Origin of the sequence: Flavobacterium piscisymbiosum (assembly GCF_020905295.1) — a bacterium.
GTDB classification, from domain to species: Bacteria; Bacteroidota; Bacteroidia; order Flavobacteriales; family Flavobacteriaceae; genus Flavobacterium; species Flavobacterium piscisymbiosum.
Genome location: NZ_JAJJMM010000001.1, coordinates 3,317,046 through 3,341,870 on the forward strand (window position 1 = coordinate 3,317,046; position 24,825 = coordinate 3,341,870).

Sequence of the window (24,825 nt, forward strand, 5' to 3'; positions counted from 1 at the left end):
TTCTGACAATGAAAGCGAATATAAAGGCCATTTCATATTATTTACCTGAAACCATTTTATCTAATGATTTAATTCATCAGGAATTTCCTGAATGGGATATCGAAAAAATTAGCTCCAAAACTGGAATTAATTCGCGACATATAAGTGCCGAGGATGAATTTTCATCTGATATGGCGGTTAAAGCTGCTGAAAAATTATTTGAAGAGCATAATATAGATAAATCAACTATTGATTATTTATTATTTTGTACTCAAAGTCCTGACTATTTTTTACCAACCACGGCATGTATTATTCAGGATAAATTAGGTCTGGATACATCAATAGGTGCATTAGATTTTAATTTAGGATGTTCCGGTTTTGTTTATGGTTTAAGCTTAGCCAAAGGTTTGATTGCCGGAGAAATGGCTAAAAATGTCTTGCTAATTACCTCAGAAACCTATTCGAAATTTATTCATCCAAATGATAAAAGCAACAAAACAATTTTTGGAGACGCTGCAGCAGCTACCTTAATAAGTATCGAAAAAGGTTTTTGCTCTATTGGTAATTTTGTTTTTGGTACAGACGGAAAAGGGGCAGAAAACCTGATTGTAAAGCAAGGTGGTATGCGTTTTCCTGTTTCGGATGAAAATGAAGATATTAAAGATGAATTTGGAAACGTGAGAAATGATAAAAATTTATTCATGAACGGAACCGAAATTTTCAATTTTACTGGAGAATTTGTTCCAAAACTTACCGAAGCGATTTTAGAAAAATCAAACTTAACAAAAGAAGATATCGATTTATTTATTTTTCATCAGGCAAATAAATACATGCTTAATCATTTGAGAAAAAAAATAAAAATTCCCGAAGATAAGTTTTTTATTGCCATGGAACATTGTGGCAATACAGTTTCATCTACCATTCCTATTGCTTTGTATGAAGCTCAAAAACAACAAAAACTAGTAAATGCAACCAACTTTATATTGGCAGGTTTTGGTGTAGGATATTCGTGGGGAGCCTGTAATTTAATCATAGAATAATGAAGAATTTAATCATAATAGGAGCGAGAGGATTTGGCCGTGAGGTTTATGATCTTGCCACACAATGCTCAGGTTTTAATATTGAATATGTTATAAAAGGTTTCCTGGACGATAAAGCAGATGCTTTGGATAGTTTCGAAAATTATCCTGCTATACTTTCTTCTGTCGAAGATTATAAAATTGAGGAGGATGATGTTTTTGTTTGTGCGTTAGGAACCGTAAAATGGAAAAAACATTACGCTGAATTAATTATGTCAAAAGGAGGTTCGTTTATCAATTTGATTCATCCATCGACAAAATTAAATACAAATGCTGTTGTTGGTACTGGTTTGCTGGTTTTTATGTATGCAAATATCAGCAATGACTGCATAATTAAAGATTTTGTAACGATACAAGGATATGTTGGTTTAGGGCATGATACCCAAATTCATAATTGGGCGCATTTAAGTTCTTATTCTTTTACAGGTGGTTTCGTTGTACTTGAAGAAGAATCGACCCTTAATACACGTGCAACAGTATTGCCTCATGTAATTGTTCGCAAAGGAGCAACTGTTGGTGCAGCGAGTCTTGTTATTAGAAATGTAAAAGAAAATACTACGGTTTTTGGAGTTCCTGCTAAAAAACTTGAATTTTAAGGCAGTCCTAAAATCATAAAGAATAAAAAAAGAATAAAAATTATCAAAATAAATATTTCATGAAGGATCAAAGTAATGTTGTTTTAAACTGGACTGGTGATATACACAAACCATTTGTCAGTATTTTATGCGATACTTTTAATCATGAAGGATTTATTCGTGAAACTTTAGAAGGTTTTTTAAAACAGGAAACTACATTTCCTTTCGAAATAATAGTACATGACGATGCCTCTACAGATAATACTGCAAGTATTGTCAAAGAATTTGCAGAGCAATATCCTTTTATTATTAAGCCCATTTTACAAAAAGAAAACCAGTATTCTAAAAAAGTTAATTTTTGGAGTGATCTTACTTTTCCAATGGCAAAAGGAAAATATATTGCCTTATGCGAAGGAGATGATTATTGGATTGATCCATTGAAATTGCAAAAACAGGTCGAGTTTTTAGAAAATAATAAAGAGTATGTGATAACATGGACAGATTATTTTAGTAAAAAAGGAACTGAATTAGTACCTAATGACTTCAAAGAGACTTTGCCATCTGTATACACAATTGATTTTGATACAATTTTTCAGCCTTATTGCACCTTGACGCTGACCAGTGTTTTCAAAAAAGATGCTGTCGATCCTTTAGATTATAAAAAATTCAAATACGGTAAAGATAATACACTTTATGCATTGGCGCTTTGCCATGGAAAAGGCGCTTTTATGAATTTTCAGGCGGCTGTTTACAGAGTGCATCCAGGTGGAGTTTTTTCTTTAAAATCTACTTTTTTTCAGCGTTACTCTTCTTATCTCAATATAAAAGAGATTTATGATAACATTCCGCAAGCGAGAACGAAAAATATCGAAAAGGTTATGGCTTCGTTATTAAAAGCTTCTGCGTTTGAGGCTTTAAAATTGCGTAAAACCAAAGAGTTTCAAAATATAGAGGAACCTCAAAAAGCAATCAATGAATTTTTAGATAAAGCGGGTTTATCTTTAAAATTCAAATATTTATTGAAATATATAAAATCAGGATTTTAAAATTCTTATCGTCCAAATAAAGATTTAAAATATAAAATCATTCGATCGAATAGGCTTATTTTCTGTAATAAAGCCTTTTCGTTTTTGCTTAAATGCTTATAAAAGACAATATTAAAAGAGCTGGCATTACGAATAGTGCGCACCAAAACTTTATTGATATGCTTTTCAAGTAAGTTTTGGTTAAAGTATCCTATTTTTTCATTCTGCGAAAGCAAAACTTTTGAGGCATTAATTGTCTCGATAATATCTTGAGGCGAAAGTCTTTTTTGTAATGAAACTGCATTTAAGTAGAAATCAATTTTTGGATCTCCAGGATTTATTTCAAGAGCAGTTAATTGATTTATTTTTACCCTTTTTACAGATCGGTTTACATTCTCAATTTTTGTTTTACTGATATTGTTATCGTGTTGTCTGTAATTAAGCAGAGATTCCGGTATATTATAGAAATTAGTTTTAGCTAATAATCTACTCCATAAATCATAATCTTCAGCAGGAACAAAATCATTATCGAATTTTAAATCGCCCAAAAACTCTTTTTTAAACATAACAGTTGGGTTGCCAATGTTACAACTGTGTAAAAAAGATACTTTTATTGCATCATGATGTGTGCTGTGTTGTATGGTTTTATTTTTTTTTGATCCAAAAAAAGTAAACCCTGTGCCACAAACTCCAATTTCTGGATTATTTTTAAATACTGTTATCTGTTTTTCAAAACGTGTTGGTGCAGCAATATCATCAGCATCCATTAAGGCAATAAAATTACCTCTTGACGCGTTTATTCCTTCATTCCTTAGGTTTGCAGGACCTACATTCTGTTCTTTATCGATAATTATTATTCGATTATCTTTAGATTGTTTTTTTTTGATTATTTCTAAACTTTCATCTGTAGATTTGTCGTTTAATATAATAAGTTCAAAGTCTGAGAATGTTTGATTTAGGATACTTTCAATGCTTTCGTTCAAAAAAGGAGCAGCGTTAAAAACAGGAATTATAACAGAAATTTGAGGAATTCGCATGATTTTGCATGGTTTTTGTTTCAATATGGCAAAGATAATATTTAAGTTAAAATTATCTTAAAGAATCAGTGGTAATTTTATAGATAATTTCGGAATGTTTTTATCTTTGCCCTAACAAATTTAAATAAATGAAAAAAATCCACGTTGGCTTTTTATTTTCTTATGATTACGAAAAACTAAAAATATCAATCCCTCTTGTATATAATGATGCTGATGCTATCTTTTTAGCAGTTGATGAAAAATTCCGAACCTGGTCAGGTGAAATTTTTGAGGTTGATGATGAGTTTTTCGAGTGGATAAAACTATTTGATACTCAGAATAAAATTACAATTTATCGGGATAATTTTTATGTGCCCGAACTTTCGGCTATCGAAAATGACAATAGAGAGCGTCATATGCTGTCTTTGAAAATGGGAATCGGGAATTGGCTTATACAAGTGGACAGTGATGAATATTTTTTAGATTTTAAAAAGTTTGTAAAAGATTTAAGAAAACATGACAACTTTTTAGATGATCCGGAAAATAACAGAATACAGGTTGCTGCTTTTTTAATTAATATGTTTAAGTATACTGATGGAGGTTTATTGTATGTAGATAAAGCCACGAGAGGGCTTATGGCTACAAATTATCCTGATTATAAAGTGGCACGAAATACGCGCCAGAGAATTATATATACGCGTAATGTTTTATGGCATGAAACATTGTCAAGAACTGCAGAAGAAATCGAATATAAATTCAAGAACTGGGGGCATAATGATGAAGTGAACCCGGAATCTTTTATGCGCAAATGGAAATTAGTTAATAAAAGCAACTATAAAAGCATGAGAAACTTCTTTTATATGGAGCCTGAAAAATGGAAAAAACTAGCCTTTGTAGAAGGTTCAAGTTTTAATGAAATCAGAGATAATATTAGTTTTTGCAGAGTAATACCTTCGAATATATATGTTTGGGGTAAGAATATCGGGCAATGGTTCAAACATTTATAAAGAAATACTATTTATTTAGTATTTCTTTATAAACATTAAAATATTCAGCAGCTGCAATTTTCCAATCGAAACTTGCAGCTCTTTTTTTGAGCAGGTTTTCAATTTCAATTTTATTATTGTCGAAATGTGTTAATCCGTCAAAAAGAACTTCTTTCATATATTCGGGATCAAAATTGGTCCAGTAATTTGATACATCACCTCCAATTTCCGGCAGTGAGGTTTTATCCGATAAAAATACAGGTTTACCAAAACTCATAGCTTCAATTGGCGGAAGTCCGAAACCTTCGCGAATAGATGGGAAAAGAAATGCAGTACAGTTTTTCATGTAGAATTGTTTTCCTTCATCAGATACTTTTCCGGTCAGGAAAACCTGATTGCTTAAGCCGTTATCAATAATTAGCTTTTTAATTTCTTCACCATACTTTTTATCATTATTTCCTGAAATGATCAAATTAAAATTTTTAATTTCTTTCATCATAAGGATAATCGAATCGAAATTTTTTCTTTCGATAAAATCTCCAATCGAATAGAAAAAAGGCTTGTCTACAGAAACTGCCGAAATGAAATTTGAGGTATCCAGAATTGTCGAAATCGGGTTTCCGTTATAAATGATATATTCAGGAACATTGGGAACGTTAAAGTGTTCGTGTGTATGTTTCTTGGCAAATTCTGAGATATAGGTAATTGCCGTAGATCTTTCTAATTTCTTTTCAAAAAGCTTATGCAGCTTAGCACTTTTATCAGAGGAAACTTCTTCGACAAAATGAATATCATGAACCGTAAGCAAGTAATTAGTATTGAAAAAAGGTTCAACTTTTATATTTTGATTTACAGAATGCCATAAATCGTATTTTTTTCGAATTCTAAATAACGGATGGCGCGAAAGGCTGCTGTATTTATGATATTTGAATTTATCATTGAATTCATCTTTAAGGAGCTCTGGTTTTGCGCTGTTTAAAGTTAATTCGAAGTTGTTAAGGTCTAATGTCGACAATCCTTTGATTAATTCATAATTAAAAGTTCCTAAACCGGATGCTCTGTTGTTTATATTATGCGTTTCAAGGAAAATACTTTTTTGTGACATTTGTTCTTTTTTTTACGAAAATACAATAATAATTTGAAGTGTTAAATCGTATATGTACTTTTGTCCCTTATAAAAAGCTACTGATGAATTTTAAAGTAAATCCTCTTTTCGAAAACAATACTCCTTTACTACTTGATACAATTAAAAAGTTTAATTCTTCAGGCGAACTGTTTGGGAATGGAGATCGCAATAAAATAAAGTTGTTTGATTTAGGCGGAAAAAAGATTAATATTAAATCGTTTAAAATTCCGAATATAGTAAACAAAATAGCGTATCGTTATTTTAGAAAATCAAAAGCAAAGCGTTCTTTTCAATATGCTACCATTTTATTAGAGAAAGGAATTGGAACTCCGCAGCCAATCGCATTTCTTGAAAATTTTAATATTGTAGGCTTAAAAGACAGTTATTATGCGAGTGAACATTTGGTAACTGAATTAACTTATAGAGAATTGGTTGAAATTCCGGATTACCCCGATAACGATACGATTTTAAGACAGTTTACAAAATTCACTTTCGGCCTTCATGAAAAAGGGGTAGAGTTTTTAGATCATTCTCCGGGAAATACATTGATCAAGAAGAACGAAAACAATATATATAGTTTCTTTTTAGTTGATCTAAACCGAATGAATTTTCACGAAAACATGAGTTTTGAGCAACGTATGAATAACTTTAGCCGCTTAACACCTAAAAAAGAAATGATTGCCATAATGAGTAATGAATATTCTAAGTTCTATAAAGAAAAAACAGAAGATGAAATTTTCGAAAAAATGTGGCAGGCAACTGCTCATTTTCAGGAAGAATTTGCCAGAAAGAAAAGATTGAAAAAGAAACTTAAGTTTTGGAAATCGTAATTTTCGATCTTAGTTTTTTAAGCTCCTGAAAACGTACTGCAACGCTTAAAGCATTTAAGTAACAAATAATAATCCCTTTTTTTCCGTCTAAAATTCCTAAGCGAATGATATATTGATTTAGAAATTGATAAACTGGGCGTATATAAAAATGGAAAAATTGGGGTTTTGTCTTTTTCACTAATTCTTCCTGCGCTTTTAATTGTCCGTAAAGAATCATTTTTTGCTTATAATCCTCATAATCGGAGTACGAATAATGGATTAATTTATTCTTTAATTTTCCGATTGCTCCGTTTACGATTAATTTTTCATGTACAATTTTTTCATGATTGTAATATGCTTCTTCTTTTTTGAAGAGTCGGATGATTTTATCTGTTTGCCAGCCGCTAAAACGCAATTTTTGATTCTGGAACATAAAAGTTCTGTATATAAAATACGCCGAAACACTATTTTGCTCGTTAATAATAGTGCTGATTTCCTTTTCAAGTTCAGTTGTCAGTCTTTCATCGGCATCAATAAAAAGAATCCATGAATTTGTAGCTAAACTTAACGCATAGTTGCGTTGAGAGGCAAAATTATCAAAAATACGTTGAGCAACTTTTACATTTTTAAAGGAAGAAGCTATTTCAAAAGTAACATCTGAACTAAAAGAATCCACAACAATTATTTCATCGGCGAAAGCCAAATGATCAAGAAGAGCTTTTATATTGTGCTCCTCATTATAAGTAATAACTAATGCTGTTAAAGCTTGTTTATTAGACAAAGTCATTAGATCGAATTGCTTAAATTTTGATTTAAAAACGATTCGATTTGAGTTGTAAAATATTCAGGTTTAAATTCTTTATACAATGACAAAGACTCTTTTTTGAGCATTTTTTCTGTCTTCTGATCAAATAAATCGGCACGATAATCTTTTAAATGTACAGAAAGATGATGAATTCCGTCTTCAAAAGTTGCCCAGATTCTTTTTTCTATCCAAGGAGAGAAAATAATAAATGATGGTTTGTTGAGTGCTTTTGCCATATTTATGGCACCACCGTCATTTCCTATAATGAGATCGCATTGATTCATAATAGCAATAAACGAACGAAGATCATCGCCCAGTAAATCAAAATATATTTTTTCCTGAGTTGAAGGTTTGCATGCATTAAAAACGGTTTTGGCATCTTCTAATTGCTTTGGGAAGTAATTAAAAAGAATATTTACATTGGCGTTATCCGCAACATAATCAACCACTTTAGACATGAATTCTAGAGGATATGTTTTTAATTTTTCGCTTCCTAAAAGACTAATCATGACTATTTTTCGGTCTTTTTGAACGTTATGTTTTTCAAAAAGAGCAATTGCTTCCTGATTTTCCTTTTCAGAAACAAACAATTTAGGAATTGGATCAATTTGTATTGTTAAATCAAGAGGTTCTAATAGCGAGAGACGTCTTTCTATTGCCAAACCTAGATTGGTTTTAGGAAGAGCTTCAAACGGAACATTATCAGTATATAAAAAGTTTCTTCCTGGTTTTTTGTATGAGATTTTTTGTTTGGCATTACTTAATAATACCAAAATCCAGCTTTCTAATTTTGAATAAGCATCAATAAGTAAGTCGTACTTTTCTTTTCGAATCCGAATTCCAAGGTTCAGTAGTTCTTTTTTGCTTTTTCGATGTTTTTCTTCAAACAAAATGATGTTATCTATATTTGAATTCCCTTCTAAAACAGGAGTTGTAGAAGTGTAAACTAAATAATCTATTTGAGCATTTGGATAAGCAGCACGCAAATTATTGCATATTATACTGCTAATCAAAACATCACCAATCATTTTTTGTTGAATTACAAGTATCTTCATATAGAAAGCTTAATCTTATTAAGAGTCTACAAATTGAAGCAAAAAAAATCCAAATTCCAATTGATAAGATTGGAATTTGGATTTTAAAATATTACAATTTAAAATTTATACCGCAACGTCGTATTCGCGAAGTGCGTTATTTAATGAAGTTTTTAAATCTGTAGATGGTTTACGTGTACCAATAATCAAGGCACATGGTACTTGAAACTCACCAGCAGCGAATTTTTTAGTATAACTTCCAGGAATTACAACTGAACGTGCAGGAACAAAACCTTTCATTTCAACAGGCTCATCTCCGGTAACATCGATAATTTTTGTAGAAGCTGTCAAACAAACGTTAGCACCAAGAACAGCCTCTTTGCCTACGTGCACACCTTCGACAACAATACAACGAGAACCAATAAATGCACCATCTTCGATAATTACAGGAGCAGCTTGTAATGGCTCTAAAACTCCACCAATACCAACACCACCGCTTAAGTGAACATTTTTACCAATTTGAGCACAACTACCAACGGTTGCCCAAGTGTCAACCATAGTTCCTTCGTCAACATAAGCACCAATATTTACATAACTTGGCATCAAAATAACACCACTAGAAATATAAGCTCCGTAACGCGCAACAGCATTTGGTACTACACGAATTCCTTTTTCAGCATAACCTCTTTTTAGTAACATTTTGTCGTGGTATTCGAAAATACCAGATTCCCATGTTTCCATTTTTTGAATTGGGAAATACATCACAACAGCTTTCTTCACCCATTCGTTTACTTGCCATTTGTCTCCAACTGGTTCAGCACAACGTAATTTTCCTGCATCTACCAATTCTATAACTTCTCTGATAGCATCAGTTGTAGTAGTTTCTTGTAATAAAGCTCTGTTTTCCCAAGCTTGTTCGATTATAGTCTGTAAAGAATTCATAAGTTTTAATTTTTGGCAAAGATAGCGTATTTGTGCAAATGCAAAAAGGTAAAAGCTTTTGAAAATGTTACAGATTTAACTTTTTGTTTTTAATTTGATAAATAAAATACAATTCTTATAAGTGATTTTTTCGATAAATGACGCCACTAAAAGTTTTTTTAATGTCAGAATATGACAAAAGTCAGGTTTTGACTTTTTTGTTCTAAGTAATTTCGCACCATGAATTTCTCGAAAAAGATAAGAGAAATTAAAATACCATTCCAAAACAAATTATATAAGCAGCAAGACATGAATCAGGAAAATCAACTTCAGGGACAAAGAACTATTATTGATAAAGAAGTCTCTTGGGACAAAACTCAGGTGATTATGAGTAAAACAAATGCCTTTGGTATTATTGAATATGCCAATGAGACTTTTGTTGATGTTTGTGGTTATGAGGATTATGAATTAATGGGGCAACCGCACAATATCATTCGCCACCCGGATATGCCGCGAGTAATCTTTAAAGTACTTTGGGAAAACCTTAAAAACGGAAAAAACTTTCACGCTATTGTAAAAAATCTGGCCAAATCAGGAAGGTTCTATTGGGTTATTACGGATTTTGAAATTTCGAGAGATGAGAACGATGTTATTGTGAATTATTTTGGAAGACGCCAGGCCGTACCACAAGAAGTTATTGCATTGCATATTGAGCCTCTTTATAAAAAACTTTTGCAGATTGAAGCAGCAAGCGGAATGGAATTTAGTGAAAAATACCTGATTGGATTCTTAGAAGAAAAAAAGAAAAGTTATGTTGAATATATTAAGGACTTAATTTTTGAACACGAAAGAGGTCAGGCAAAATTTACTCAATATGAAGAACGAGTAATAGTAGAGGAGGAGGAAGAAGAGGAAGAAAGAGGTTTCTTCAGAAGATTATTTAATAGATAGTATTTGATTTTTTTAGGTTTGAATATTTGGAAAAAAAGTCCGTTTTGAGTTATCAAAACGGACTTTTTATTTACAGTGCTAGCTTATTATAAATAATTCTTTCGTTGAAAGATTGTATGTAAGCTTTTATAAATTTTTCGTATTCTTTAACTTTAGGTTTGTCCTTGTTAATTAAATTGTCTTCTAATAAAACGTCTTTTTTCCAGTTATAAAGACCGATGGTTTGGTTGTTTGCAAAGGCTAAATAATAGTCGTCTTTAATATAATGGTATGTTCCCTGAAGATAATACACCACAAAGTTATCTTTAGACTTATAACTTTTACCAAAGCTTATCATATCGGTTTTTATGTTTAGATAATCTAAGATACTTGGCATAATGTCTATCTGTTGAAAGTTCTTCTCATTAACACCTACCAATTCAGGATTTGAAGGATCAAAGAATAAAATTGGAATTCTAAATTTTCCAATATTGGTTTGATCAGTCTCTTTATCGCCTCCCGCGGAAGTATGATCAGAAGAAATTACAAAAAGAGTGTTGTTGTACCATTTTTGTTTTTTTGCAGTTTCAAAAAACTTTTTCAATGCATAATCGCTGTAAGCAATACTTTCCTGGATAACAGTTGTTCCTTTAGGGAATTTTCCTTTGTATTTCTCCGGTATAATATAAGGATTGTGAGAAGAAATGGTAAATAGCGAACTGAAAAAAGGCTGTTTAAATGAGGATAATTTCTCGGCGTAAAATTGTAGAAATTCTTCGTCAAAAATTCCCCATCGTCCGTCAAACGCTTCTTTACCTGTATATTCATCTTTTCCAAAATACTGATCAAAACCAGCTACTTTTGCATATTGGTCAAAGTTTTGACTTCCGTTGAAAGCGCCATGAAAAAAGGAAGTTTTATAACCTTCTTCTTTAAAAATTTTCGGAAGACCATTTATTTTGTTCAAAGAATAACTAGAGGTGATAAATGAATTATTCATTAAACTAGGAATGCTCGAAAGTATAGAAGGAACAGCATCGATAGATACTTTTCCGTTGGCAAAACCATTTTTAAAATAGTATGATTTTGTAATAAGAGAATCTAAAAAAGGAGTTTGTCCGCGTCCCACATTTTCATTTCCAAAACTTTCTAAAATCAAAATTACTACGTTTTTTTTGATAGCAGCTTTATTGGGGTGTAATGAAATAACAGGATTATATATTGCTTTTAATTCTTTTGTATTATAATAAGTAGTGTTTTCAATATCTTCTTTTTTTGCAATAGTTTTTAAAATAGTAAAAGGAGTATTCAGTACTAAAGCAGTGTTACTTAAGGCGCCGTATTTAATTCCGTCAACAATTTTTATAGGTTTTTTTTGCAGTCCTCCACGTCCCAGAATTAATAAAACTGCAACCGAAACGATAAGATAGCTAAATTTTAAAAAGTAGTCTTTTTTAGTTAAATCTTGTCTTGTAATGTTTTTATTCAAATCAGGAAGTAATTTCCAAAATAAGATGCTAATGGCAATAAAAATAAGCGCAATATACCAGAATTCTGCTAAAAATGAAGGTATTAATCCAATTGCTTCCTGCTCCATACCTTTTGCGGTAATCATGCCAAAAGTACTTCTTCTTGAAGTAAAGCGATAGTAGATAATGTCGATAAAATTAGTTGCTATAAAGATCAGATTTACAGCATAAAAAGTAATCTTAAGTATGCGTTGGTAAAGGTTGTTGTATTTGAAATTTCCCGGAATTAAATGAGCAACAAGAAAAATAATATTTAAATAACTGATAGCAGCCAAATCAAACAAAATTCCTCCTGTAAAAGTTTGAAGTGTAAAATCATCAAACAAATCCAAATTCATAAAATAAAATAGAGCTCTGCTTAACTGGTATATGATAACGATTAAAAAAAATCTTTTTAAAAATAGAGCAATACATTTTTTGTAGTTATTCATTTGAGATTTAATGTTTTTAAATTATTTTTACGCCTTCTTATTTGGTTTAAATACGTGGTATTTAATTGTTTAAAAGGATCCGCTAAATTTCTCGCAAAAGAACTTATTTTTTTTCAAATTATGAAATAATAAACAACATTTTTCTGATTAAAAAGATAATATGTTAATTTTGTATATAATATTGCAAATTAATAGCCTAATAGGTATATATTTATTAGAGATATAAACACAGAGATTATTTTTTAAGTTGTTAATTCCTTTTCTATCTTTGTTGAAAATTGAAAAATGCCAAGAATTCTCTCTATAGATTACGGACAAAAACGTACAGGAATTGCTGTTACTGACGAAATGCAAATTATAGCGTCAGGTTTAACTACAATTCCAACCAATACTTTGATCGATTTTTTGAAGGATTATTTTTTGAAAGAAAAAGTAGAAACCGTTTTAATTGGCGAACCCAAACAAATGAACGGTCAGCCATCAGAAAGTGCTGCTGTAATTAAAGGATTTGTTACTCATTTTTCTAATATTTTTCCGGATATGAAAGTGGTTCGTGTTGATGAACGTTTTACTTCGAAAATGGCATTTCAAACCATGATCGATAGCGGATTAAGCAAAAAACAGCGTCAAAACAAGGGGCTAATTGATGAAATCTCAGCTACGATAATGCTTCAGGATTATCTTTCATCAAATCGTTTCTAATTTTTACAGTTTTCCAATTTTCTAACGCTGCTTTTTTTAGTAAAAACATAACTTTTATCATGTGATTTTAGTTTTTTTTTGCAATTATAAAAAGTACCTTTGCACTTTAAAAACAAATTACTGTTATGCCTGACAATACAATACGTTCCAATAGTGAAGTAGTGCTTATTGGAGCTGGAATTATGAGCGCAACTCTTGGATTAATTTTAAAAGAGCTGCAACCCGATATAAAAATTGAAATTTATGAGCGTTTAGATGTCGCTGCTGCCGAAAGCTCTGATGCTTGGAATAACGCAGGAACAGGACATTCTGCTTTTTGTGAATTAAATTACACCCCAGAGAAGGCTGATGGAAGTATCGATCCTAAAAAAGCAATAAGTATAGCAGAATCTTTTGAGATTTCGCGTCAGTTTTGGTCTTATTTGGTACAAGAAAACAAAGTACCGTCTCCAGATAATTTTATTAAAAGTGTTCCTCATATGAGTTTTGTGTGGGGAGATAAAAATGTCGAATATCTTAAAAAGAGATTCGAAGCTTTACAAAGCAACCCTATTTTTTCTCAAATGGAATTTAGTACTGATTTTGAGAAACTAAAACAATGGATGCCACTTGTCATGGAAGGTAGAGAAGCTACTGAAAAATTAGCAGCAACCCACATGGAAATTGGTACCGATGTGAATTTTGGAGCTTTGACCAGAAGTATGTTTAATTATTTAGAAAAACTAGATGGTGTTTCTCTATATTTTAATCATGAAGTAAAAAAATTAAGACAACGCGAGGATAAATCATGGAGAATTAAAATCACTGATTTAACAACCGGTCAAACAAGAAAAGCATATACCAAATTTGTATTTATTGGTGCCGGTGGAGGTTCATTACCTTTATTAGAAAAAGCAAATGTTCCTGAAGGAAACGGTTACGGAGGTTTCCCTGTAAGCGGTCAATGGCTAAAATGTACCAATCCTGAAGTAATTGCTAAACATCAGGCAAAAGTATACGGTAAAGCAAGTGTAGGGGCGCCGCCAATGTCTGTTCCGCATATCGATACACGTGTTATTGATGGTGAGAAAGCATTGCTTTTTGGACCTTTCGCAGGATTTTCGACTCGTTTCTTAAAGAACGGATCTTATTTGGATTTACCATTATCAATAAAAGCAAATAATTTAATTCCGATGTTATCAGCGGGATTTCATAATATACCTTTAACGAGATATTTAATTGAGCAGGTTAGTCAGTCTCCAAAAGACAGAATGAAAGCTTTACGCGAATATTTACCAACAGCACGTTCTAAAGACTGGAAATTAGAGAAAGCTGGACAACGTGTTCAGGTAATTAAAAAAGATGAAAAAGAAGGTGGAGTTTTAGAATTTGGTACAGAGGTAATTAATACTCATGACGGAACATTAGCCGTATTACTAGGAGCTTCTCCCGGAGCATCTACTGCAGTTGCAATTATGGTGGATCTAATTAGCAGATGTTTTACTGATCAGTTGAAAACACCGGAATGGCAAGCGAAAATGAAAAGTATGATTCCTTCTTACGGACAGACATTAAATGATAAGCCAGAGCTTTTAAAAGAACTTAGAAAACATACTTCTGAAGTTTTAAAACTAAATAATTAAGCTCAATTTTTTATAGTATAAAACAACAAATCCAGATGAATTAATCTGGATTTGTTGCTTTAAATTCTTCTGTAATTTTCAAGATCTTTTCGGCCAGATTACTCATCCAGATCAATTGTTCAATGACCATTTGAGCTTCCTGCATTTTGGCCTGACGTGTTTCTTTGTCAAGTTCATCATCTTTAATCAAACGGGTAAAATTAACACGTTTGAGTTCTTCAAATTGCAAAGTCACATCTTCCTTATCAAAAAAAGTGTCTGTTAAAATCACTTCATTTCGTAAAATAGAAATCGAATGATCTAAGTTTGAAAGTATTGTTTTAATAATATAATTGAATGATTCTGAGGCTGATGTTGTCTGGTGTGACTGAATATAAGTCGATAATGATGCTAAAGCTGATAATATCGAATGATTTAAAACTACCAATTTATTAACTAACGGCAGCGTTTTTTGTTTCGATTTTGGCTCCTGCATCATACGCTGAAACGAGGTCATTAAATTGCCAATTTCAACAAAGGCATTTTTTCTTGCTAATCTGTATGAAGTTGGGATTTCGCCTTTTTTATTATAAAAATCTGCAATTTCTTTAAGGTAATTTCTATTGGCTCTAATCGAGTTTTCAATATGAATTGGTGTATTAATGAATTCCCAGGCCGGCCATAAAAACTGATTAGCCAAAAAGGCTAAAGTCGCTCCGGCTAATGTATCTAAAACACGAAACTGAATTACTTCGACAACATCAGGAGTTAAAATTCCGTAAATAAAAACCACATACATCGTAACAAAAGTGGCGCTTATTTTATAATTGATTTGTGTAAAAGAAATTCCTAAAAGCATACATATAATAGATAATATACTAAGTGCAACGTGATTTTGTATTACAGATACAATTCCAAAAGCCAATAAACCTCCAAGAATAGTACCGAAGATTCTGTTATAGGAACGTTCTTTTGTTAAGCCATAACCAGGACGCATGATCACGACAATGGTTAATAAAATCCAATAGACGTTCTGAAAGGCTAAAAATTGTCCAATTGTAAAGCCAATTAAAATGGTGATAGTTAATCGTACAGAATGCCTGAAAATAGAAGAAGAAAAACTTAAATTTTCGATTAAAGTACGCAACGGATAATATTGAGGAGTTAAGAATTTTTCTAACTCTTTATCTTTATCCTTTAATTTAAATGACTGCATGGCAAGTGAGAAAGCACGTTGGATAATTTTAATTTTCCCAACCTGATTCTTCGCATATTTCAGCATATTGGTCAGCATCAAAACGCCTTCTGCCGCTTCTTCCTTTCCTAAGGTTTTTTCGTAGTCAAAAATGGCAAATTCAAGCGCATCAAGTTCATTCTTCAAATCATTTTTATCAACGTATACACTAATATTATGTACGTTTTTAGAAAGTTTTTTTAATGTCGATGCGAGTTTATACGCTACATTTTGATAGGTTCTTAAAACATCAGGATGTTTGGCAAATTTTTCGTGAAGCTTGCTGTGATCGAATGATGTGTATAAGGCAAGTTCCTGAATCTCAACCAAAGTGATAAAAACGAGCAGCATTTTTCGGTTTTGACTTGTAGTTGCCGATGCGTTTTGATTGCCAATAAGCATTCTTCGCAAATCCTCATGAATTAAATTCAGATCGACTTGTGTGGCAAGTTGTTTTTCGATGATTTTCTGGCGATTGGCTTCAGGACTCCATAAATCACCTCTTAACTTTAAATATTTAGCGGTTAATTTTATGCCTTCGGCAATTTGTAATTCGACATATTTATAAGGTTGTACAAAATGAAAAACCAGTGAAACAATCAAATACAATATACCGCCAATAAATATAAAACCGGAATATTCAAAAGCTTCCCAACCTTCATGTAAATGTCCAAAGGATAGTGAAATAGATAATAAAGCCGAGAACGATACCAAGGTAGCGCGCTGCCCGTAAACAGAAATCATCGAACATAAAAAAAGCAACAATCCTAAAAAAGGATAAAATAAATAAGGATAGGGGTATGCCAGATTTACTAATAAATTGACACCCGAAACTATAAAAGAAGCTACAATAAGGCCTTTTATTTTATGTCCTAGAGAGCTTGGAACATCACTGGGATAAGTATAGAAAGCTCCTAAGGCAATTGTAAAGCCAATTTCGAAATGACCTAGAAAATTCAAAATTAAAACAGGAACAACAGAAGCAATAGTTACTTTAGAGGCGTTTAAAAAAGAAGTACTGTTAGTAAATTTCGAGATACGATCAAACATTATGGTAAGGTTTACCAACAAAAGTACGAATTGTACGAATTAATTTGGCATAATTATGGATGAGATTTTACGAAGCTGCTAAAAAATGCGATATAATATATCTTTAGAATTATTCATTGACTATTTTTTACTATTTTTGCCAGCTGAATTATGAGAACTAAATTCAGGAGTTTTCATTAGATAAAATATTAAAAAAAGACAAATGATTTTACCAATTGTAGGATATGGTGATCCTGTTTTAAGAAAAGTGGGTGAGGTAATTACGCCAGAATATCCAAACTTAAAAGAAACAATAGCAAACATGTATGAAACCATGTACAACGCTTACGGAGTAGGACTTGCTGCGCCACAAGTGGGTATGCCAATTCGTTTGTTTGTTATAGATACTACTCCTTTTAGTGATGATGATGATTTACCTTCAGATGAGCAAAAAGATTTAAAAGGTTTCAAGAAAACTTTTATCAATGCTAAGATTGTAAAAGAAGAAGGTGAAGAATGGAGTTTTAATGAAGGTTGCCTGAGTATTCCTGATGTTCGCGAAGATGTTTACAGAAAACCAACCGTGACGATAGAATATTGCGAAGAAGATTTTGTAGTAAAAACAGAAGTTTTTGATGGTTTGATTGCTAGAGTTATTCAGCACGAATACGACCATATCGAAGGAGTTTTATTTACAGATAAAATATCATCTTTGAAAAAACGTTTGATTCAAAAGAAATTAAAAAATATTACCGAAGGCAAAACGTTTCAGGAATATAGAATGAAATTTGCTGCTGCTAAAAAAGGGAGATAATTGATCTAAGAAATTAGAATCAATAAAATATAATAAATCAAATTCTTAATACTAATTTTAATAAACATGAATTTAGAGAAAATTTTAGCCATTTCTGGGAAACCAGGTTTATATGTATTGAAAGTGCAAACTCGTACAGGCTTTGTGGCAGAATCATTGACAGACGGAAAAAAAATTACTGTTAACCTGAAAAGTAACGTTAGTTTGTTATCAGAGATTTCAATTTATACTTACGACGGAGAAAAACCATTGACTGAAGTAATGCAACGTATTGCTACTAAAGAAAACAAAGGTCAGGCAATTTCTCATAAAGAAGATAATGCTACATTAGCGGCTTATTTTAAAGAAATTCTTCCTGATTATGATGAGGAAAGAGTTTATCCTTCTGATATTAAAAAAGTATTAAACTGGTACAATACGCTTCAGACAAAAGGTTTAGTAACTGATTTAGCTCCGGCCGCTGCTGAAGCTCCTGAGGAAACTCCGGTTGTTGAAGAAAAAGCAAAAAAAGCGCCTGCTGCTAAAAAAGCAAAAGCTAAAAAAGAAGAATAGTAGTTTACTGCATTCAAATATATTAATCCTGTTGAGATGTTTTCTTGACAGGATTTTTTACTTTTACAATTACTTGTTACAATCCGAAAAAAAACTTCATAAAATGAGCAAAGAACTTCAACTTAAAGCCTTCGAAAGATTATTAATTATTATGGATGAACTTCGTGAGCAATGTCCGTGGGATAAAAAGCAGACTTTGCAGACTCTGAGACATCTTACTATCGAAGAAACTTATGAGCTTGGAGATGCTATTTTAGATAATGACCTAAATGAAGTGAAAAAAGAATTAGGTGATTTGCTGCTGCATATTGTTTTTTATGCGAAAATTGGGTCTGAAACCAACGATTTTGATATTGCAGATGTTTGTAATGAAATTTGCGAGAAACTAATTCATCGCCATCCTCATATTTATAGCGATACTATTGTTAAGGATGAAGAAGAAGTAAAACAAAATTGGGAAAAATTAAAGCTGAAAGAAGGTAAAAAATCAGTTCTGGAAGGTGTTCCAAGAAGTTTACCAGCTTTGGTAAAAGCAAGCCGAATTCAGGATAAAGTAAAAGGTGTAGGTTTTGATTGGGAAGAACCACACCAGGTTTGGGATAAAGTTCAGGAAGAATTAGAAGAATTGCAAGTAGAGGTAAAGTCAGGTGATCAGGATAAAATTGAAGCTGAATTTGGTGATGTTTTATTCTCTATGATCAATTATGCCAGATTTCTAAATGTAAATCCTGAAGATGCTTTAGAACGCACAAATAAAAAATTTATTAAGCGTTTTCAATATCTCGAAAGTAAAGCCGGAGAGTTAGGAAAACCTTTAATGGACATGACTTTGGCAGAAATGGATGTATTTTGGAACGAAGCTAAAAAGCTATAATTACTCCGCTATTTTTTTTAATGCTTTAATGTTTTTAAGCATGATTTTTTTACCTACTAATTCAATCAGATCCAGTTTGTTAAAATCAGATAATAATCTGATACAGCTTTCTGTAGCAGTACCTATTATGCCACCCAGTTCTTCCCTTGTAAGTTGAACTTTCAAAGTTTTATCTGCATTTTCACCAAAAGAATCATGCAATTGCAATAACGTTTCGGCCAAACGTTGTTTTACGGTTTTTTGAACTAAAGCAATTTTGTCATTTTCAGACTCTTTTAAATCTTCACAAACAGATTGCATCAGGTTCATTGAGAACTGATTGTTATTATTAAAAAAGTGTAAAATTTCAGTTTTAGGAATAAAACAAACTTCCATATCTGCAACTGCTTTGGCAGATAAATTGGCAGGTTCATTACTAATCATAGAACGTTGACCCAAAAGTTCCCCTGATTGTACCAGTTTTACAATCTGATCTTTTCCGTTTGCACTTAATTTAGAAAGTTTTCCAACACCATCTTTTATACAAAAAACGCCATTAGTTACTTCACCTTCTTCAAAAATGGATTCTCCTTTTTTAATTTTATAGGTAGTCTTGCTGTTAGCCAATTTTACAACTTCATCCTTATTAAGTGCTTTAAGAGAAGAAAGCTGTCGTACGATGCATTGATCACATTTATTCATGGCAAAAAATATTTATTGCAAAATTAACCAATATTAGCTTTGGTAGGTGCTATTATTCCTGAAAAAAATGCAGAAAAAATATATAATTGTTATTTCCCTGTTTTATTTCGTTAAATTTAGAATTCGATTTCACGATAACATGATAAATATCATTTTTATCGTCTCTAGTTTTTTTAACATTTGTTGTATCAAAAAAAGCAAATTTTATGAGTGAGCAGAGTTGTTTTCATTGTGGGTTAACCATAGCTAAAAATGAAGAAATCAATTTTGATGAAAAAAAGTTTTGTTGCAACGGATGTAAGACCGTTTACGAAATTTTTAGTCTTCATGATATGACCTGCTATTATGATTTTGAAAAATCGCCAGGTGCTACTCCGCAAGATATTAAAGGCAAGTATGACTTCTTAGACAATGAAGCAATTTTATCAAAAGTACTAGAGTTTCAGGAAGGAAATACGGCAATTGTTTCACTAAATATTCCTCATATTCATTGTAGTTCTTGTATTTGGATTCTGGAAAACTTAAACAGAATTCAACCGGGAATAAGTGTTTCACAAGTTAATTTTCCTGAAAAAAGAGTCCGAATTACATTCAATTCAGATCTCGTTTCCTTAAAAGCTATTGTTTATCTGCTAAGTTCTATTGGTTATGAACCTTATATTAGTTTAGAAAACTATGAAACAGGAAAAACAAATGTCGATAGAACTTTAACCTATAAATTAGGTGTTGCTTTTTTCTGTTTTGGAAATATAATGTTGCTGTCTTTTCCGGAATACTTTGAGATCAAAGAATTTTGGCTAGATAATTACAAACCATTTTTTAGAATTCTAATTTTTATTTTGGCTTTGCCAAGTTTTTTATATTCAGCAAGTGGTTATTATGTTTCGGCTTACAAAAGTATAAAATCAGGAATGCTCAACATTGATATTCCAATTGCTTTAGGGATAATCGTAATGTTTATTCGAAGTACTTTTGATATTGTAATGAATTACGGATCAGGTTTTTTTGATAGTTTAACGGGACTGGTTTTCTTTATGCTTCTCGGAAAAATGTTCCAGATTAAAACGTATAGTTTTTTAAGTTTCGAAAGAGATTTTAAATCTTATTTTCCAATTGCAGTAACCAGAATAAATTCAGATACATCAGAAGAAAGTGTTCCAATATATGATGTTCAAAAAGGAAATCGATTATTGATCAGAAATCAGGAATTAATTCCGGTAGACGGTATTTTAATTAGTGAGAAAGCCGAAATCGATTATAGTTTTGTAACCGGTGAAGCTATTCCTATTACTAAAAAATCCGGAGATAAAGTTTTTGCCGGCGGTAAACAAATTGGTAAAGTAATCGAGATGGAAGTGCTGCACTCAGTCTCACAAAGTTATCTTACCCAATTATGGAGTAATGAAATTTTCCAGAAAAATGTGTTTCAAAAACACAAAACGATTACAGATGCTATAAGCCGTTATTTTACTCCTATATTATTACTAATTGCTTTTGCAGGTTTTGGATATTGGATATTTATTGATGCCAATACAGCATTTAATGTTTTTACAGCGGTTTTAATTGTTGCCTGCCCTTGTGCATTGGCTCTTACAGCGCCTTTTACCTTCGGAAATATTCTCAGAATAATGGGAAAACAGAAAATGTATCTGAAAAATGCCTTGGTGATTGAACAATTAGCAAAGGTAGATACTATTGTTTTTGATAAAACAGGAACGATCACCACCAACAAAAAATCAAATATTTCATACGAAGGAAACATACTCTCTGAAGAAGATTATATTTTGATAAAGAATGTGCTTAGAGGTTCAAATCATCCACTAAGCCGTATGCTCTACGACTTTTTATCAGAAACAAATAAGGTTAAAATAGATGATTTTCAGGAAATCACCGGAAAAGGAATTTTGGCTTCAGCCAATAATAAAGCGATCAAAATTGGTTCTGCTGAATTTGTGGAAAGTCCAGGATTAGATACATCTCAAATTGAAAAAACGGCACTTCATATTAAGATTGATGATATTTATTACGGAAAATTTACTTTTCAAAATCAATACCGTGAAGGTTTAGAAAACTTATTTTTTAATTTAAGTAAAACCTATCAAATAAAGGTTCTTTCTGGTGATAACGATGGAGAGAGGGCAAGTCTACAATCGATTTTACCTCTGGAAACAGAATTAATTTTTAATCAGAAACCTGAGCAAAAACTTGAGTTTATAAAAAACTTGCAAGATAAAGGTCAAAATGTAATGATGGTAGGAGATGGATTAAACGATGCAGGAGCATTGGCGCAAAGTAATGTTGGGATTTCTATTTCTGAAAATGTGAATGTTTTTTCTCCGGCTTGCGATGCTATTTTAGATGCAACTGAATTTTCACGTCTGAATTATTTTTTAAAATTATCCAAAAAATCAATTACAATAATTAAGATGAGTTTTGTTTTATCGCTGCTTTATAATATTGTTGGACTCTCTTTTGCAGTAACCGGGAACTTACTTCCGTTAGTAGCTGCTATTATTATGCCTTTAAGTACAATTACAATTGTCAGTTTTGTTACTTTAATGTCTAACTATTTCAGTAATAGTAATTTAAAATGATTATGAATAGTTTGTTAACTTATTTTTCCTACATTTATAATTCTTGAAAGCATGATAATTATCATATTCTAAAAGCCTCTAAACTAGTAAATTTGTTAACATAAATTTAAGGATATGAGTGTCATTTATCTATTAATATCAGTTAGTATTTTCGTCGCGATTTGTTTTTTTATAGCCTTTATTGTGGCTGTAAAATCAGGACAATATGATGATGATTATACCCCTTCAGTCAGAATGCTTTTTGACGATGAAACGAAAATTACCTCCCACAATAAAAAATCAACAACAGAAGAAAAACAAGTATAATTATGGAAATGGAACAGTTTTATTACGACAACAAAATTGTAAAAAAATTCATTTACGCCACTATTCTCTTTGGAGTAGTAGGTATGTTAGTAGGGCTAACCTTAGCGGTTATGTACCTTTTTCCCAACATCACAGATGGTATTTCGTGGCTTAGCTACGGCCGCTTAAGACCTTTGCACACCAATGCTGTTATTTTTGCCTTTGTTGGAAATGCTTTTTTTGCGGGAATGTATTATTCGTTACAGCGATTGTTGAAAGCCAGAATGTTTAGTGATTTTTTAAGTAACCTGCATTTTTGGGGTTGGCAGCTTATTATTGTTGCCGCAGCCATTACATTGCCTTTAGGTTATACTTCATCAAAAGAATATGCTGAACTCGAATGGCCTATTGATATTGCTATCGCGCTTATTTGGGTAGTAATGGGGATCAATATGATAGGTACAATGTTGCGTCGTAGAGAACGTCATTTATATGTAGCGATTTGGTTTTATCTGGCCACATTTGTTACCGTAGCCGTTTTACATATTTTTAATAATATCGAAATTCCGGTATCAGCATTAAAAAGTTATTCTGTTTACGCGGGTGTTCAGGATGCGTTGGTGCAATGGTGGTATGGACATAATGCAGTTGCATTTTTCCTTACAACTCCATTTTTAGGTCTAATGTATTACTTCATTCCAAAGGTTGCAAACCGTCCAGTTTACTCATATAGATTATCTATTATTCACTTTTGGTCTTTGATTTTTATTTATATCTGGGCAGGTCCACACCATTTATTATATTCAGCTTTACCAAACTGGGCTCAAAATTTAGGAGTTGCATTTTCTGTAATGCTTATTGCTCCGTCTTGGGGAGGTATGATCAACGGACTTTTAACATTAAGAGGTGCCTGGGATAAAGTGCGTGAAGAACCAGTTTTAAAATTCTTTGTGGTAGCCATTACTGGTTACGGAATGGCGACTTTTGAAGGTCCGATGCTTTCTCTAAAAAATGTGAATGCTATCGCGCATTATACTGACTGGATCGTTGCTCACGTACACGTTGGTGCATTAGCCTGGAACGGATTTATGTCTTTTGGTATTATTTATTGGTTGATTCCAAGAATGACAAAAAGCACATTGTTTTCAAAAAAATTAGCAAATTTCCATTTCTGGATCGGTACGTTAGGTATCATTTTATATACTTTACCAATGTACGTGGCAGGTTTTCAACAAGCCTCAATGTGGAAACAGTTTAATCCTGATGGTACATTAACTTATGGTAATTTCCTTGAAACAGTTACGGCAATCATGCCATTATACTGGATGAGAGCAATAGGAGGTACTTTGTATCTTGTAGGAATGCTGACATTAGTTTACAATATTATCATGACCGTAAGAGCGGGTAATACTATTGAAGATGAATTAGCACAGGCTCCGGCTTTACAAAGAATAAGCACCGGAAGATTAAAAGGTGAAAAATTCCATACCTGGTTAGAAAGAAGACCAATTCAGTTAACCATTTTAGCAACAATTGCCATTTTAATTGGAGGTATTATTCAGATTGTGCCAACTATTATGGTGAAGTCGAACATACCAACTATTTCCAGTGTTAAGCCTTATACACCTTTGGAACTTGAAGGACGTGATTTATATATTAGAGAAGGTTGTGTGGGATGTCACTCGCAATCCGTACGTCCTTTTAGAAGTGAAGTAGAGCGTTACGGACCACAATCAAAAGCTGGTGAGTTTGTATACGATCACCCATTCCTTTGGGGATCAAAACGTACAGGTCCTGATTTATTGAGAGTAGGAGGAAAATATAATGACAATTGGCATTTTAATCACTTCTGGAATCCGCAAAGTATTTCTGCAGGTTCGATTATGCCGGGTTACAAATGGTTGTTTGATAATGAGCCAATGGATATCTCTTTAACTCAAAAGAAAATGCAAGCCATGGTTACTCTTGGAGTTCCTTATACAGAAGCTGAAGTAGCAAATGCTCAAAAAACATTGAGAGCTCAGGCTATCGCAATCGAAAAGAACTTAGAAAACGATCCTGACTTTGTAAAAAGTTATGAAGAAAGTAAGAAAAAAGCAGCTGCAAAAGGCGAAAAATTTGTTCCTATGAACGAGAGAGAAATTGTTGCCTTGATTGCTTATATACAAAGACTTGGAACTGATATAAAAGTAAAAGAGACTTCTAAATAACAAC

General features: G+C 32.1%; 22 protein-coding genes. 14 read left to right on the forward strand and 8 right to left on the reverse strand.

Translation table 11 applies throughout. The features are described from left to right. The first annotated feature begins 8 nt into the window (after positions 1 to 8). Genes LNP81_RS14485 through LNP81_RS14495 form a run of 3 tightly spaced genes read left to right on the forward strand, consistent with a single transcriptional unit; the run spans position 9 to position 2,679 of the window. Positions 9 to 1,019: a 3-oxoacyl-ACP synthase III family protein gene (locus tag LNP81_RS14485; RefSeq protein WP_230036982.1), complete on the forward strand. Its 1,011-nt coding sequence runs from the start codon at positions 9 to 11 to the stop codon at positions 1,017 to 1,019. Further along, positions 1,019 to 1,654, forward strand: a complete 636-nt coding sequence (locus LNP81_RS14490) for a PglD-related sugar-binding protein (RefSeq protein ID WP_230036984.1) — start codon at positions 1,019 to 1,021, stop codon at positions 1,652 to 1,654. The genes LNP81_RS14485 and LNP81_RS14490 overlap by 1 nt, the downstream gene beginning before the upstream one ends. Positions 1,655 to 1,713: 59 nt before the next feature. Next, positions 1,714 to 2,679 (forward strand): glycosyltransferase family 2 protein, encoded by a 966-nt coding sequence (locus tag LNP81_RS14495; protein WP_230036985.1) that lies wholly within the window; start codon positions 1,714 to 1,716, stop codon positions 2,677 to 2,679. A gap of 5 nt (positions 2,680 to 2,684) precedes the next feature. Here LNP81_RS14495 and LNP81_RS14500 read toward each other — a convergent pair whose 3' ends face one another. Next, positions 2,685 to 3,719 (reverse strand): glycosyltransferase family 2 protein, encoded by a 1,035-nt coding sequence (locus LNP81_RS14500; RefSeq protein WP_487318660.1) that lies wholly within the window; start codon positions 3,717 to 3,719, stop codon positions 2,685 to 2,687. A 104-nt stretch (positions 3,720 to 3,823) separates the two neighbouring features. Between LNP81_RS14500 and LNP81_RS14505 the strand changes: the two genes are divergently transcribed. Continuing rightward, on the forward strand, positions 3,824 to 4,681 hold the full coding sequence (locus LNP81_RS14505) for a hypothetical protein (protein ID WP_230036989.1): 858 nt from the start codon (positions 3,824 to 3,826) through the stop codon (positions 4,679 to 4,681). Positions 4,682 to 4,688: 7 nt separating this feature from the next. Here LNP81_RS14505 and LNP81_RS14510 read toward each other — a convergent pair whose 3' ends face one another. Beyond that, on the reverse strand, positions 4,689 to 5,765 hold the full coding sequence (locus LNP81_RS14510) for a glycosyltransferase family 4 protein (RefSeq protein ID WP_230036992.1): 1,077 nt from the start codon (positions 5,763 to 5,765) through the stop codon (positions 4,689 to 4,691). Between the two features lie 83 nt (positions 5,766 to 5,848). Between LNP81_RS14510 and LNP81_RS14515 the strand changes: the two genes are divergently transcribed. Continuing rightward, positions 5,849 to 6,616, forward strand: coding sequence for a Kdo domain containing protein (locus LNP81_RS14515; RefSeq protein WP_230036994.1), 768 nt, complete (start codon positions 5,849 to 5,851; stop codon positions 6,614 to 6,616). On the opposite strand, the gene LNP81_RS14520 is transcribed toward LNP81_RS14515, so the two are convergent. From LNP81_RS14520 to LNP81_RS14530, 3 genes are all read right to left on the reverse strand, one after another. Then, a complete protein-coding gene (locus tag LNP81_RS14520) occupies positions 6,597 to 7,382 on the reverse strand; it encodes a glycosyltransferase family 2 protein (protein WP_230036996.1) in 786 nt (261 codons plus the stop codon). The two genes, LNP81_RS14515 and LNP81_RS14520, sit on opposite strands and share 20 nt — an antisense overlap. Then, a complete protein-coding gene (locus LNP81_RS14525) occupies positions 7,382 to 8,455 on the reverse strand; it encodes a glycosyltransferase family 9 protein (protein ID WP_230036998.1) in 1,074 nt (357 codons plus the stop codon). The genes LNP81_RS14520 and LNP81_RS14525 overlap by 1 nt, the downstream gene beginning before the upstream one ends. 105 nt (positions 8,456 to 8,560) lie before the next feature. After that, a complete protein-coding gene (locus LNP81_RS14530) occupies positions 8,561 to 9,376 on the reverse strand; it encodes a 2,3,4,5-tetrahydropyridine-2,6-dicarboxylate N-succinyltransferase (RefSeq protein WP_026982140.1) in 816 nt (271 codons plus the stop codon). Between the two features lie 288 nt (positions 9,377 to 9,664). Between LNP81_RS14530 and LNP81_RS14535 the strand changes: the two genes are divergently transcribed. Beyond that, the gene (locus LNP81_RS14535) at positions 9,665 to 10,306 is read left to right on the forward strand and encodes a PAS domain-containing protein (protein ID WP_230037000.1); all 642 of its coding nucleotides are present in this window, start codon (positions 9,665 to 9,667) and stop codon (positions 10,304 to 10,306) included. Between the two features lie 70 nt (positions 10,307 to 10,376). On the opposite strand, the gene LNP81_RS14540 is transcribed toward LNP81_RS14535, so the two are convergent. Continuing rightward, entirely contained in the window at positions 10,377 to 12,152 is a 1,776-nt protein-coding gene (locus LNP81_RS14540; protein ID WP_230037002.1) for an LTA synthase family protein, read from the reverse strand. Positions 12,153 to 12,530: 378 nt separating this feature from the next. Between LNP81_RS14540 and ruvX the strand changes: the two genes are divergently transcribed. Then, positions 12,531 to 12,947, forward strand: coding sequence for a Holliday junction resolvase RuvX (gene ruvX, locus LNP81_RS14545; protein WP_078008444.1), 417 nt, complete (start codon positions 12,531 to 12,533; stop codon positions 12,945 to 12,947). Between the two features lie 125 nt (positions 12,948 to 13,072). Beyond that, positions 13,073 to 14,569, forward strand: a complete 1,497-nt coding sequence (locus LNP81_RS14550) for a malate:quinone oxidoreductase (protein WP_230037004.1) — start codon at positions 13,073 to 13,075, stop codon at positions 14,567 to 14,569. A gap of 40 nt (positions 14,570 to 14,609) precedes the next feature. Here LNP81_RS14550 and LNP81_RS14555 read toward each other — a convergent pair whose 3' ends face one another. Continuing rightward, positions 14,610 to 16,832, reverse strand: coding sequence for an FUSC family protein (locus LNP81_RS14555; protein ID WP_230037006.1), 2,223 nt, complete (start codon positions 16,830 to 16,832; stop codon positions 14,610 to 14,612). Between the two features lie 202 nt (positions 16,833 to 17,034). Here LNP81_RS14555 and def point away from each other — a divergent pair, with 202 nt between their 5' ends. The 3 genes from def to mazG all read left to right on the forward strand — a co-directional run bounded on the left by def (position 17,035) and on the right by mazG (position 19,051). Then, positions 17,035 to 17,625: a peptide deformylase gene (gene def / locus LNP81_RS14560; protein WP_230037008.1), complete on the forward strand. Its 591-nt coding sequence runs from the start codon at positions 17,035 to 17,037 to the stop codon at positions 17,623 to 17,625. Positions 17,626 to 17,691: 66 nt separating this feature from the next. After that, positions 17,692 to 18,177 (forward strand): DUF5606 family protein, encoded by a 486-nt coding sequence (locus LNP81_RS14565; protein WP_230037010.1) that lies wholly within the window; start codon positions 17,692 to 17,694, stop codon positions 18,175 to 18,177. 103 nt (positions 18,178 to 18,280) lie between these two features. Further along, entirely contained in the window at positions 18,281 to 19,051 is a 771-nt protein-coding gene (gene mazG / locus LNP81_RS14570; protein WP_230037012.1) for a nucleoside triphosphate pyrophosphohydrolase, read from the forward strand. Here mazG and LNP81_RS14575 read toward each other — a convergent pair whose 3' ends face one another. Continuing rightward, complete coding sequence (locus tag LNP81_RS14575) at positions 19,052 to 19,732, reverse strand: Crp/Fnr family transcriptional regulator (RefSeq protein WP_065447903.1); 681 nt, start codon at positions 19,730 to 19,732, stop codon at positions 19,052 to 19,054. It lies immediately after the preceding gene. Between the two features lie 206 nt (positions 19,733 to 19,938). Between LNP81_RS14575 and LNP81_RS14580 the strand changes: the two genes are divergently transcribed. The 3 genes from LNP81_RS14580 to ccoN all read left to right on the forward strand — a co-directional run bounded on the left by LNP81_RS14580 (position 19,939) and on the right by ccoN (position 24,821). Further along, positions 19,939 to 22,326 carry a heavy metal translocating P-type ATPase gene (locus LNP81_RS14580; protein WP_230037014.1) on the forward strand — a complete coding sequence of 796 codons (2,388 nt, stop codon included), beginning with the start codon at positions 19,939 to 19,941 and terminating at the stop codon, positions 22,324 to 22,326. Between the two features lie 114 nt (positions 22,327 to 22,440). Beyond that, on the forward strand, positions 22,441 to 22,632 hold the full coding sequence (ccoS, locus tag LNP81_RS14585) for a cbb3-type cytochrome oxidase assembly protein CcoS (protein WP_230037016.1): 192 nt from the start codon (positions 22,441 to 22,443) through the stop codon (positions 22,630 to 22,632). 2 nt (positions 22,633 to 22,634) lie between these two features. Further along, positions 22,635 to 24,821, forward strand: a complete 2,187-nt coding sequence (gene ccoN / locus LNP81_RS14590) for a cytochrome-c oxidase, cbb3-type subunit I (protein ID WP_230037018.1) — start codon at positions 22,635 to 22,637, stop codon at positions 24,819 to 24,821. Positions 24,822 to 24,825 lie beyond the last annotated feature (4 nt).